This window comes from Rhizobium sp. 16-488-2b, from assembly GCF_017741815.1.
In the GTDB taxonomy this organism is placed as follows: Bacteria; Pseudomonadota; Alphaproteobacteria; order Rhizobiales; family Rhizobiaceae; genus Rhizobium.
This window is the reverse complement of sequence record NZ_JAGHMF010000045.1, coordinates 72,488-84,957: the sequence shown is the minus strand read 5'-3', so window position 1 is coordinate 84,957 and position 12,470 is coordinate 72,488. Positions and strand designations below refer to the sequence as shown.

Here is a 12,470-nt window from a genome sequence, read left to right as displayed (position 1 = left end):
GATGAAGAGTACATTCCGCGTAGGGAGCATGATTGTCTTATTTCGCCCCTGCGGCCCAACCGTTCGCTCATCCAGCCGAAGATCGCACGCTACTCCGACAGCCAGTTCGTCCGGCTAGACTCGAGCAATATTGGAGAGCGTCAGACCTTACAAAACTGGTCGCGAAAGAACTGGATTGTGCTTGGCAGCGCAGAGAGGGCGTATTCGGCGCCGTGTTCGGTTCCTTCCAAAAGACTCACGGTGCATGGCACTCCCTGAGCTGCCATCGCCTTTTGCATCGATGCCATCCCGCGGGAGGGAATGATCTCGTTCGCCGAGTTGAAAAGCAGCATTCGCCCGGCATCTGGCGTGATGCGGGTCAGCGGGCTGGTCGACGTGAGAAGGCTAAGGTTATTCGCGACCCTGGATAGCACGATGCCCCGAAGAAACGGAACCTGCTCGCCTGCCGCAACAATCGTTGCCCAGTTCATGCCATCGTAGTTACGCAGATGGTCGCTGTCGCCGAGACTGGCCGTATTGTCCATGAAGTCCCTAAAGTCGATTTGTGCTGACCACGCAACGACGGGAATCCCTTCCCGAAGGCCGACCTCGATTGCGACGGTGCCGCCCACGCCGACCCCCATCACCGCCAAGCGATCTCGTTCGAACTCGTATTCGGACGCCAAGAGCCAGCGGATTGCGGCGACCGCGTCGTTTAGGGCCATGCCGTTGAGAACGCTGTCAAGCGCGAGATTTGCCGAAAAGATGGCGAAACCAGAGCTGTAAAGGCTTTCGGCGAGCGTCGATTGTCCGCTTTCGTCTCCCTGGAATCCGCCTGTTAGCAAGAAAATCGCCCCTGACGGAGCCTCCGGCAAATACGCTGTAAGCTTCAAACGATCGCCGCAATCGAAATCAACTGTAGTTCGCATCCAACTCATGCGGCAGCGGAAACTAGGACGGGGACGCTCTTGTATGAAGGCGTACCGGAAAGGCGGTCGTAGTGATCAAGCGCGATGACGACGTTGAGCTCGGGATAGTAGCCAGCCACCGATCCCCTTGGTATGTTGTACTCGACCACGGTAAACTTTCGGGCTTTCCGAGGCTCGCTCGAAAGCGTTGCAGTCAGGTCTATAAGGTCACCATCACGTAGCCCACGGTCAGCCAGGTCCATCTTGTTCATGAAGACGACGTCCCGCCGGCCGAACACACCGCGGTATCGATCGTCCAGGCCATAGACAGTGGTATTGTATTGGTCGTGACTGCGTATGGTAGTCAACATCAGCGCCCATGGGTCTTTAACGAGTCGATCGCCGTCGAGACTTGGGGGCAGCAGGAAAACAGCTTTCTTGGAGTCTGTTTTCCAAACGCGATAAGAAGCGGGCACGTCGAGCCTAAAGCCACCTTTCACGCGCACACGCGTGTTGAAGTCGTAAAACTCGGGAAAGACGATCTCGATTTTCTCGCGAATACGATCGTAGTTACCTATCAACTCGTCCCAATCGATCCCGTGACGATCGCCGAGCGTTGCCTTGGCGATCCCCGCGATAATCGCCGGTTCCGATCGGAGCAGGGGACTGGGTGGGTTGAGAAAACCTCTGGACGCGTGGACCATCGACATCGAGTCTTCGACGGTCACGGACTGGGGTCCCGACGCCTGGGTGTCGAGATCAGTCCTGCCAAGGCAGGGCAGTATGATCGACGTTTTCGCCACAAGTAGATGCGATCGGTTGAGTTTTGTCGCGATGTGGACGGCTAGATCGAGCTTACGCATGGCAGCGAACGTCGCATCAGGGTCGGCCATCGCTACGGCGAGATTTCCGCCTAAGCAAATAAGCGCCTTGGAGCGACCGTCGGCAATTGCCTCGATGGTTTCGATGGCATTGTGCCCTTTTTCAGCCGACGGCCGGAAGCCGAACGCTCGTTCCATCCCATCGATCAAGGATTCGCTGGGGATTTCCGTGATGCCGACGGTGCGATCGCCCTGAACGTTCGAGTGTCCGCGAACCGGGCAGATACCGGCTCCTTTACGCCCCAGGTTCCCGCGCAGCATCATGAAATTTGCAAGTTGCTGCACGTTGGCCGTGCCGTTCTCGTGCTGGGTCAGCCCCATTCCATAGCAGACGATGACGCTGTTGGCCCGGATGTAAACGTCAGCCGCGTTCGCGAACGCCGCCTTCGTGAGGCCGGAGACATCAAGAATGTTCTCCCATGATGTTTCCTGGAAGTCTTTGCGCAGTTCTTCAAAGCCGGTCGTGTGCTCGGCAATGAATGCGCGGTCCAGCACTCCCTCGCCGCCAATCCCGATGTCCTCGTCATCTCGCTCGAAGACCGCCTTCATCAAACCCTTGAGGGCCGCTACGTCCCCACCGACCCGCAGCTGGTTGTAGGAGGACGCTATCGGCGTCGACGACATCGTCAGCATCTCGACCGGGTTCTGAGGTGCGGCGAAACGTTCGAGAGCCCTCTCTTTGAGCGGGTTGAAGGCCACGATCGGAACGCCTCTGCGGGAGGCCTCATGCAGGGTGGTCATCATCCGCGGATGGTTGGTGCCTGGATTGTGGCCGAACGAAAAGATCGCGTCGCAGTGATCGAAATCCTCCAGCGTCACCGTTCCCTTGCCGACGCCGATCGACTTGGGCAAGCCGACGCTTGTCGCCTCGTGGCACATGTTCGAGCAGTCTGGGAAGTTGTTGGTCCCAAAGGCACGGACGAAAAGCTGATAGATGAAGGCAGCCTCGTTCGAGGCTCGGCCGGACGTGTAGAACTCGGCCATATTCGGATCAGGCAGCTTGTTAAGCTCCGCCGCGATGACCTCAAACGCGTCTTCCCATGAGATGGCCTCGTAGCGGTCCCGGCTTCGGTTGTATAAGAGCGGTGACGTCAGCCTACCGGCGTCTTCGAGCTTGTGGTCGGTCCAGTTCCACAGATCGTCCACCGGGTTGCTTTCGAAGAATTCCGGCTCAACGCGACGTGCGGTGGATTCCCAGGTGATCGCCTTTGCGCCATTCTCGCAGAATTCGAATGAAGAGGTATGCTTGGGATCTGGCCAAGCGCAGCCGGGGCAGTCGAAACCATCCGGTTGGTTCGCCTTGAGAAGCGTTGCAGCTCCCTGCGCGACGACCTGCTGATGAGCCAAAGTCTTGGCGACCGCTTTGAGGGCGCCCCGGCCCCCTGCCGGGTCATCGTAGCGCTCAATACCTTCCGGGCGCTCATCCTGCATATCTGATCCTCTCTACCACCCGTCCCCCGAGTCCCATTGGTCCTCGATGGTTGCTAAATTCGCCAACCGATGCTCAGCGTCCGCGGCGCCCAAGCGGTGGGCGGGCGCTTGGTTGCGGGCGTGATGGCTCTGTCAATGAATGTCAGTTGAAGGAGAAGATCTTGTAAGAAAGCGTCGTGACCGCGTGTCCCGACGCTTTTGGAAGCGATACTCTATATCGGACGCCCGATTGCAAAAGGGAGCTCGAAGCTGAAGCGCGCACCGCCTTCAGGTAGATTTGCCACAGTGAGCTGCCCGCCCATTGCCGCCACCGCAGAGCGGCAGATTTCGAGCCCCATCCCGATGCCAGTTGCCTTGGTCGTGAAGAACGGCTCGAAGAGTTTCTGGATATATTCCTCGGGTATCCCCGGCCCGGTGTCGGTAACGCGGACCTCCACAGAGCTATCCTTCGCGACTAACTCGATCGAGACACGACGTACCCCATGCTGGCCACGCATCGCGTCGACCGCATTGTTTACCAGGTTGACAAAAACCTGTTGCAGCTCGACGGGATCCCCCATGATCTCTGGCAAGGACCGCACGCTGACGACCTCCAACTCGACATGCGCCGTTTTCAGGTCATGGTCGATGAGATCGCGCGTTTCCATTACAAGACGCTTGAGGTTGATTGGTTCAACAGGCCGCCGTTTCCCCACGAGGTTCTCTCGTGTCCTTTGAACGATACCTGAGACCCGTCGCGCGTTTTTCTCCATGCGTTGCAAGATTCGGTCTACTCCCTCCATGTCGGGATTCTCGCGCGCTATCATGCGGATACCAGTTCGGGCGTCGAACACCATCGACGTAATGGGTTGGTTCAGTTCGTGGGCAATTGAGGCCGAGAACGCCCCGACGGTCGCAATGCGGTTCGCGCGGGCCATTTCGGCCTGCGCAGCCTGGCGCATCTGCTCGATGCGCTCTTGTTCAGAAAGATCGAGGTGGCTGGACAGATGAAGTCCGTCGGACAGCCTGGTTACCGTGAAGTATACAGGTATTCGCCGACCCTCTTTCCCGGCGAGTACTGTTCGGCCATCTATGTGGTCGACACCGTAAAAGTACATCTCTAACTGGCGAAACAGAACCTCCGCACCATCCTCCGCGTTCTGGGCGGGAGGATTGGCCACCAGCTCGGCGACACTCTCGTAGCCCATCATGCGCGCCAACGCTTCGTTCACCCTAGTCGTTCGGATGGCACCGATGGTGCTAGCCAGTTCGTCGGGGTGGGCGGCCATATACGCTCGCAAGTCGGTTACGCCGCTCGCTTTGATCGCATCGAGCATCTTCTCGGCGTCGCTGAAGTCCATCTCTGCGAACGTCATGTTGCTTACGTCGAACAAGCCAATGTATCTTTGCTCCGTGCGCAGGAGCTCTGACGTCCGCTCCGCCACGCGCTGCTCGAGTGTCTCGTTTAATTCTTTTACCTTCTGATGAGATATCACCTCGTCATGGATGTCGGAGATGCCTCCATAGTATCTCGTTTCGTCCGAGGACTCGCTCAGCTGAACGGGGCGGCCCACCAAAGACATCCATCGGTACTCGCCGCTGGCGTGGCGTAGTCTGTAGGTCGCACGTACCTCGTTTCGGTTTAAGATCGCGTCCTTCCAGACATCGTCGAACCGTTCCCGATCGTCGGGATGTATGTCGTCCAACCAATTTTCTAGGCCCACGGCCGTCTGAACGTCCCTTGCCGTGATTTCGGTATAGCGCCGATTGACGAAATCGATTTTACCCATAGCATCGGCCCGCCACAAGATCTGTGGAACCGAGTCCGTGAAGTTCATCAGTTCCGTCCTGCTGATCTCCAGTTGATCCCGGACTACTTGAAGCTCCTGCTTCGCGACGACCTCGTCATGGACATCGGAAAGCCCCCCGAAACGCTCGACCTGATCAGTGAGGGGCGAATAGGCCGGGTTATCGTAGATCTGCATCCAGCGGTAGGCCCCGTCTGCCTGCCTTATTCTCACTTTGAGGTTGGTGACGGTTCTATTGGCAACTGCGGCTGACACCGTCTCGTTGAGAATTGGAATGTCATCGGGGTGGACGACGTCATTATAGCGTTGCCCCTGCAGAACGGTAACTCGGTCCAATCCAGTAACGACCGTCCAGCTCGCGTTGAGATACTCGATTTCGCCCCGAGGATTTGACCGCCAAAGGACATAGGGAACCGAATTCGCGAAAAGGTCGACTTCGGCGCGACTACGTTCGAGATCTTGCTGAGTTGCTTCGAGCCGCTTTCTGCTAACAAGCAAGGCCGCCGTGACGCCTATCGCAATGCATGCGAAAAGACACCGCAGAATGCTCGTGAATTTTGGGTCGCCCAAATGCACGACGAGCCAACCCAGAACGGTCAAGATTACACATGCTTGGGCGGCCCTAGTCACCTCTTTGGCGTTGCCGACCGCTGAAACCAGCGCCAATACGGCGAGATAGAGGATTGCCACAGAAGATTCGTAATCCGCAATGCTATCGATGAAAAAGACCACTGCAGCGAGCACAACTGCCAAAATCAGGAAGGAAACTCTGCGTACCCGTTCAGTCATAAGCCCCAGCCCTCATACAGCCGGTCGTCCCGATGACCGTCCACACCTGCATGGATAGCGCCTTATGCCTCTGTTGTCGCTAGACATTCATACGCTCAGAGGTGGCGAGGCTGCTTTTGAGGGCGCGATTATCCAAGAAATTGCGTCCTCTCCCGTTCAGGTTTCACGAAACCCGGACGCTTCGTGCCACCGCGGTTCAAACTTCACTACCCAATAAGGATTTTGCAATGGACCAGACTTCCGCACGGACGATTAGAGAAGCTCCTCTCAACACCCCGACCGACCTCGGCCAGAACGCGCGTAACGACATCTCTGGCGCGCTCACCGCGCTGCTTGCAGACGTGTTCACGCTCTATCTCAAGACTAAGAATTTTCACTGGCATCTTTCGGGACCGCATTTTCGCGATTTTCACCTAATGCTAGACGATCAAGCCGACCAGCTGATCGGAATGACGGATGCGATCGCTGAGCGCGCCCGGAAAGTTGGCGGTATGACGCTCCGGTCCGTCGGGCATATCGCGCGCATCCAGAGACTACTCGATAACGATGCCGACTTCGTTACGGCCGAGGATATGCTTGCTGAACTCAAAAGCGACAACGAGCAACTGATAGGCATCTTGCGGCAGCTCCACGAGTTGACCTCTGAGCATCGCGATGTCGCGACAACCAGCCTTGTCGAGGGCTGGGTCGATGATGCCGAAGGCCGCGTGTGGTTCCTGTTCGAGTCGAACCGCAACAGCTGACCCCCTGAGCCGGCGCTAGATAAAGGATGCGGCGTTCGCCACGTCGGCGACGTCGTCCCTGTATTCCACGGCCTCAAGCGCCCTAAGCAGGGCGCTTTTCGAAGCGCTCCTGCTTTCGGGCGCGGAGTGTCGATAGATGCTGGTCGCGGACCGCAAAGCGAAAGTGTTTGCGGACTGCGTTACAGCCAGCTCATAGGCCCTCTGCAGCAGGGCGCGTCCGTCTATCGGGGAAGTCGCCATTAGCAACTCACCACGAAGCCTCAGGACTTCGGCGCCACACCAGGTACCGTCCGGTGTAATCCGCTCTAGGAGTGAAGCACTAGCCAGCCGACCGCCTATGACAAGGCAATTTTCGAACGGAGTGCCCTTTAGACGAGACACAGTTAGGTCGTATACCACCTGATCGTTGTTTGCTGCAGCCGCTATCACCGCCTCGTACGCCTCTCCCCATGCCCTCCATCTCATAAGGGAGTTTCTTGTCGATGCCTCGCGGAGCATCTTGACCAGACTTTCCCCAAGGGCGATGTCGCCAATCCCGAGCGCTGTCGGGCAAGCGGACGCCGCTAGAAAGAGGCAGGTCGAAATTGCGTGATTTTTTTCTCTCACCTCATCCAACGTCTCATTAAGGGCCGTTCTGGCGGCAGAAAACCTACCCTGTATCCAGTGTGTCTTGACGATGACGCAAAAGGCGCTGATGCGGAGGTCAAAATAGCCTCCACTGTTCGGTAGGGATCTGGGGATTTCTGTTTGCGGTAGGAGCGCGATGCGCGCATGTTCCATAGCGTTGTTGAAGTCCCCGATATAGTGATAGTTGTGATTGAGGAGATGACTTCTGGCCTGCGGGGGCATCCGATCGAACTCTTTGCTAAAACGCTGAACTAGGTCGATTGCGCTCTGGTAATGACCGTTCGCCGTATGTATGGCCGCTGCCCCAGCTATAGCCCGCATCAACATAGCGATCTCGCCAGGGTCCACGGCGAGGTCCAGAACCCTGTTGTACTGATCGATGACCTCACCGTTCCGCTCGAAGGTCTTAGAATGGTAGAGCGCGACGGCGTACAGTAGTCGCAGTTTCACCTCGAGGTTTGTATCGTCGATCCCACGGGCTTCGAAAATCTTTAACGCTCGTTCGGAGACTGCAAGTTGTTCCGCTATGAGGCCAAATTGGACCCAGAGAGCGTCGGATTCCGCCGCAAGGACGAGTCCTAGATCCTCGTCACCGTCATCTCCGAGCGTCCATTGAAGAGCAGCTCGTAGATCGTTGACGATCTCGCCATTCCTCTCGCGCCACGAAGCTGCATCACTGCGTCCCCATTCATCGGTGGCTGAGCGAAGTCGCTGGAGGCAATATCGGGCGTGCGCGATCCTGCACGATCTGAAGAACTGCGTATCTACAAGCTTATCACGCCCGTAGTCGCGGGTAGTCAACAACAGCCTGAAGCTCCCTCCACGCTGGGTGACCACGATGAGCGACTTGAGGAAAAGGCCGTCGAACGCCTCATGGAAGCTGTCGGGGTCGTCTTCCCATTCCGAAACGGAGAAAGCTGCGTCCGTCGAGAAAGTGCCGGCGAAGACCGAGAGCCGTAGCAACAGCTCCTTCTCTGCATCGGAAAGCGTGGAATAGCTCCAATCCAGTGTCGCCCTCATGGTCTGCTGACGGGGCGGAGCGGTCCTGCGGCCGCGCCTGAGAAAGGCGATCGGCTCTGCCACAGATCGTTGCAGGGAAGGCAAGTCCATATCGAACAGGCGAGCAGCAGCGAGTTCGATCGCCAACGGTATCCCGTCCAGGCTACGAACTATATCTGCGACGAGTGCGAGGTTCTTGCTCCCTGTTAGATCGACGTTGTCGCCGGCAAGAGCCGCAAGGGAAATAAACATTTCCATTGCAGAGAAGGCTCCAGCACAATTGCCATCGTCTGGGCCCGACGGAAAAGCAAGCGGCCCGACCTGCCTTACCTTCTCCCACGAGGTTCTGAGCGGTTCGCGTGTCGTCGCTAGGATTTGCGTCGTCGGCGATCCGCTTAGTATTATTTCAGTCAAATGTGCAGCGGCATCAACGATGCGTTCACATCCATCCAAGATCAACAGCGTGGGACTTTTCGACAGTTCGGCGATTATGCCAGGACGGACGTCGTCACCAAAGACACTCAGTCCAAGCTGTGTCGCGAGCGTCGGCAGGAGAACGTTGCCATCGGCAAGGGTCGCAAGATCAACGAAAACGACGTGCTTTTTCTCCGCTATCGCGTTCGCGCAAAAAACAGCAATCGCCGTCTTGCCGATCCCTCCTGGCCCTGCAAGCGTCAGAAGGCGGCTCCTCTCAAGCAATTCGATCGTGGCTCGGATATATTCCGCTCTTCCGATAAGCTTTTTCGGCATGCGGGGCAGGCTGCCTACCAGATGCCGGGCCACAGGCCATAGTGGCTCAGAGGTCGTTTCTTTCCTCGAGATCTGCCTGACACTTCCCGAAAATACATAACCCCGTCCAGGTATGGTCTCAATCAAATGTCTCGCTTGTTCGCCAAGAGCCTTTCTCAGAGCTACTAGGTGCACCCGGAGCGCACCCTCATCAACAGTGGTCGCCGGCCAAACGTGGGCGATCAACTCTTCCTTCGTGATCACATTTCCCGGCCGAGAGACAAGGGCTGAAAGAATGTCAAACGCCCGCCCGCCGAGCCGCAATGGCAGGCCGTTCTCGGAGAGACGTCGTTGCTCGATATCGATCTCGTAGTCGTCAAACTGAAGTAGTGACATGCCCGGCGACCTTTGGATCAGTCGCTTGCGTTGATGGTCGAAGAAGAGGTGAGGGGTCGTCTCTTTGCACTAAATTGGCCCGCCGAACGACTGGCAACAGGACTGCATTGCGCAGGTACTGCCAAAGTTGTTTTCGCCATTGCTTTCTATCCCCTTTAGACGGCTCAACCGGTCAACCACGCTCGACGCAGAGAGCTGTTGGGTTACCGCTGACGATATGCGGATCTTCACCAAAATCCCGATCTGATGCATGTGAAATGTTGTTAAATATGGGCTTTCAAACATTCGACGTGATCCAGATCTCGTATTTGGCACGTATCGCCGGAACTTCGGCGCCGCGGTAGGCGTTCAGGGTGGCGAACTCGCGCCAAGAGGCTGCGATAAGCTGAAATATCCGGAAAAGGCATAGCTTTGAATAAATCCCCGAAGATTTCGATAATCGACGACGACCCCAGTATTAGGGTTGCAATTGACGACCTTCTTAAGAGCAGCGGCTACTTGACAAGCGTCTTCAGTCAAGTCGACGGCTTCCTGAGTTCTTCAGCCGCATGGGAATCCGACTGCGTAATCAGCGATTACGAAATGCAGGGGACGAGCGGAATAGAGCTCCTCCGAGTAGTTCGTTCGAACAAGATGGAGATCCCAGTCATAGTGATGTCCGCGCGGGCTATGCGATCGGCGGCAGCGGATTTGATGAAGTTAGGCGCTTTTGCATTCATCGAGAAGCCGTTCTCACCGGAGCGGTTCCTGGAACTCGTACATTCGGCGGTCAGCGGCTCTTCTAGGGGATTGATGGGCTTACGCTAGTCTGCGAGGAGTTTCCCACAGTCTGTACGCTAAGTACAATTGCAACGGTCATATTCTCGGGCTAAATCTTGATGGGCGGTACTGGTTTTGGCGATGTACGTTCTGGCTGGAGCCGCCGTGGACCGAGGATCGCCCGTGCAAGAGAAATCGTTGTCAGAACCTCTCATTCGCATAGTCGATGACGATAGCTCGGTAAGGGTTGCTCTGCTCGACCTTTTCCAGTCCATCGATCTGAATGCCATTGCTTACGACTCTCCAAAGGCGCTGCTTGAAGCGGACGACTTGGACACCCCCGGCTGCATCGTTCTTGATGTGCGATTTTCTGGGGCAAGCGGCTTGGACTTCCAATCCGATTTACAAAAGGATGGCAACCGGATGCCGATTATCGTCGTGACCGGATACGGGGATATCCCTATGACAGTCAGGGCGATGAAGGCCGGAGCCATCGATTTTCTGACAAAGCCGTTCAGAGAACAGGATTTGATCGACGCCGTGACCGGAGCGATTAAGCGAGACGGGCTAATCAGGTCTCAGTCTCGGACCCGATCCGATGTCGAGAAACTTAGGGAGACATTGACCCCAAGAGAGGTCGAGGTGATGCACGCCGTCGTAAATGGCTACATGAACAAGCAGATCGCGGGCCAGCTAGGGATCAGCATGGTCACGGTGAAGCTGCACAGGTCGAATGTGATGAAGAAAATGCGCGTGCGATCGGTCGCGGACCTAGTCAAAAAGGCCGAACTGCTCGCACAAGCGCAGTCACTCTCCAATGGTGACAGCTAGGCCGCATTGTCAGTTTGCGCAAGCGCGCGCTGCCCATTATGCGTTGCGAGGAACTGGTGCGCTTGAGGAAGTCGATGGTCGGATCGGTCAACGCGATCCGTTTCAAGCGACAGTGGGAAAGTCGCTGTCGTGAACTGTGCATGCTTTTCGATGGCGTATTCCCGAATGAGCCGGGGTAGTGCGTAGGTGCCGTCACGGTGCTGAGCCGCGATCAGCGATTTGACTACCAGTCCGTCAAACGCGTCCTCGAAGTCAGACCGAGGGAATTTGGGGGAGAAATTTGCCCGCGCGAAGTCCTTCGTGAAATTTGCATCAAAAACGGAAAGCGACACAAGCAGCGACTTCATGTTCTTATCGAGGAGGTTGTAGCTCCAGTCGATGTTTGCACGCAACGTCTGCTGGCGTGGATGAGAAGTCCGGTTTCCGCGACGCAGTGTCCTCAGAGGACGATCGAGGGATATAACCAAGTTCTCCAATCCAAGATCAGCGACGCGAGAAGCGGCCAACTCGATTGCTAGTGGATTGCCGTCCGTTTTGCGGACAACTTCGGCGGCGAGTTCGATGCCTCTCGGTCCGTCGATCGCATATTCCTCCGCGACCATTGACACGCGTTCGGCAAAGAGCTCGACGGCGCTGAACGCTGCAACGTCATCGATTTGTTCCCTAGGTGCGGGGACAGCGAGTCCTGGTAGGTGCAGCACGTTTTCACCTATGATACCGAGAGGCTCGCGGCTTGTCGTGAGAATTGCCAGGTCGGGGAGCCTGTCTGCAATGGATTCGGCGATCAGCGCGACACGGTCAACAAAGCAATCGCATCCATCGAGGACCAACAGACTGGACTTGTCGCCGAAGCTCTCCACCGCAAGCTGGAGAGTGGCCGGCGTCAGATTTTCCGCCTGTAGGGCCGAGGCGAATGGCGTAGATGCGGTTGTTGCCATGTCCGCTAGGTCTAAGAATTGAATGCTATCATAGGTGTCCTGCAACAGGCGCGCCATCTGCAGTGCGACTACGGTCTTGCCGATCCCTCCTGGTCCCACAATCGTCGTGATGCCCGCACCGATTTCGTCTGCCCATTTCGAGACGAGCGTTCCGCGGCCAACGAGGCGCGCGCAGGTGTGCGGTAGGCTCGCTACCCGCGACGCCTGTATCGCTGACCCGGCTGTTCGGTTGTCATCCAGCTTGGTGACAGGGGTGGTAAACGTATAACCGCGTCCGGCGACATTCTCGATCAAGCTGTATGGGTTGCCACCATCGAGTGCTTTGCGGAGGGATACGATGTTCACGCGCAGAGAACTCTCCTCAACATGTGTCTCCGGCCAGGCCACCTCCATCAGCTGAGCTTTTGACAGGATTTCTCCTTGGTTTGACGCCAGGGCGGCCAAAAGATCGAAAGCGCGGGAACCGATCCGAACATCGCGACCGGAACGCTTGAGGCTTCGAGCTGGAACGTCCATTTCGAAATCGGCAAATCGCAGTATCGTCATCGTCCACCTGCGCTCACTTTGGGATCGAGCGGGGCAAATCTCCGCGGGGTCGATCCAAGGTAAAATATGGGTGCCGTAAGGCTTGCCCATGCAATCGATATACGACTGGTGGATGGTAACAATTGTA

At 56.8% G+C, this 12,470-nt stretch carries 8 protein-coding genes; 3 read left to right on the top strand and 5 right to left on the bottom strand.

Features of this window, described 5'->3' with window-relative positions; all coding sequences use genetic code 11:
• Positions 1 to 140: 140 nt before the first annotated feature.
• The 3 genes from J5286_RS30525 to J5286_RS30515 form a co-directional block, all read right to left on the bottom strand.
• Positions 141 to 908, bottom strand: a complete 768-nt coding sequence (locus J5286_RS30525; RefSeq protein ID WP_209215413.1) for an alpha/beta hydrolase family protein — start codon at positions 906 to 908, stop codon at positions 141 to 143.
• Positions 909 to 913: 5 nt separating this feature from the next.
• Positions 914 to 3,199 carry an FdhF/YdeP family oxidoreductase gene (locus J5286_RS30520; protein WP_209193742.1) on the bottom strand — a complete coding sequence of 762 codons (2,286 nt, stop codon included), beginning with the start codon at positions 3,197 to 3,199 and terminating at the stop codon, positions 914 to 916.
• Positions 3,200 to 3,411: 212 nt separating this feature from the next.
• Positions 3,412 to 5,775 carry a PAS domain-containing sensor histidine kinase gene (locus tag J5286_RS30515; RefSeq protein ID WP_209193741.1) on the bottom strand — a complete coding sequence of 788 codons (2,364 nt, stop codon included), beginning with the start codon at positions 5,773 to 5,775 and terminating at the stop codon, positions 3,412 to 3,414.
• Positions 5,776 to 6,002: 227 nt separating this feature from the next.
• Between J5286_RS30515 and J5286_RS30510 the strand changes: the two genes are divergently transcribed.
• The gene (locus J5286_RS30510; RefSeq protein ID WP_209193740.1) at positions 6,003 to 6,518 is read left to right on the top strand and encodes a Dps family protein; all 516 of its coding nucleotides are present in this window, start codon (positions 6,003 to 6,005) and stop codon (positions 6,516 to 6,518) included.
• 15 nt (positions 6,519 to 6,533) lie between these two features.
• Here J5286_RS30510 and J5286_RS30505 read toward each other — a convergent pair whose 3' ends face one another.
• On the bottom strand, positions 6,534 to 9,269 hold the full coding sequence (locus tag J5286_RS30505) for an ATP-binding protein (RefSeq protein ID WP_209193739.1): 2,736 nt from the start codon (positions 9,267 to 9,269) through the stop codon (positions 6,534 to 6,536).
• Positions 9,270 to 9,680: 411 nt separating this feature from the next.
• Between J5286_RS30505 and J5286_RS30500 the strand changes: the two genes are divergently transcribed.
• Positions 9,681 to 10,076: a response regulator gene (locus J5286_RS30500; RefSeq protein WP_209193738.1), complete on the top strand. Its 396-nt coding sequence runs from the start codon at positions 9,681 to 9,683 to the stop codon at positions 10,074 to 10,076.
• Between the two features lie 93 nt (positions 10,077 to 10,169).
• Positions 10,170 to 10,859, top strand: coding sequence for a response regulator transcription factor (locus J5286_RS30495; RefSeq protein WP_209193737.1), 690 nt, complete (start codon positions 10,170 to 10,172; stop codon positions 10,857 to 10,859).
• Here J5286_RS30495 and J5286_RS30490 read toward each other — a convergent pair.
• On the bottom strand, positions 10,856 to 12,343 hold the full coding sequence (locus tag J5286_RS30490; RefSeq protein ID WP_209193736.1) for an ATP-binding protein: 1,488 nt from the start codon (positions 12,341 to 12,343) through the stop codon (positions 10,856 to 10,858). The two genes, J5286_RS30495 and J5286_RS30490, sit on opposite strands and share 4 nt — an antisense overlap.
• Between the last annotated feature and the right edge of the window lie 127 nt (positions 12,344 to 12,470).

Excerpts from the sequence above, each read along its gene's own strand:
- J5286_RS30525 (WP_209215413.1), bottom strand. The coding sequence starts at position 908 with ATGCGAACTACAGTTGATTTCGATTGCGGCGATCGTTTGAAGCTTACA.
- J5286_RS30520 (WP_209193742.1), bottom strand. The coding sequence starts at position 3,199 with ATGCAGGATGAGCGCCCGGAAGGTATTGAGCGCTACGATGACCCGGCA.
- J5286_RS30515 (WP_209193741.1), bottom strand. The coding sequence starts at position 5,775 with ATGACTGAACGGGTACGCAGAGTTTCCTTCCTGATTTTGGCAGTTGTG.
- J5286_RS30510 (WP_209193740.1), top strand. The coding sequence starts at position 6,003 with ATGGACCAGACTTCCGCACGGACGATTAGAGAAGCTCCTCTCAACACC.
- J5286_RS30505 (WP_209193739.1), bottom strand. The coding sequence starts at position 9,269 with ATGTCACTACTTCAGTTTGACGACTACGAGATCGATATCGAGCAACGA.
- J5286_RS30495 (WP_209193737.1), top strand. The coding sequence starts at position 10,170 with ATGTACGTTCTGGCTGGAGCCGCCGTGGACCGAGGATCGCCCGTGCAA.
- J5286_RS30490 (WP_209193736.1), bottom strand. The coding sequence starts at position 12,343 with ATGACGATACTGCGATTTGCCGATTTCGAAATGGACGTTCCAGCTCGA.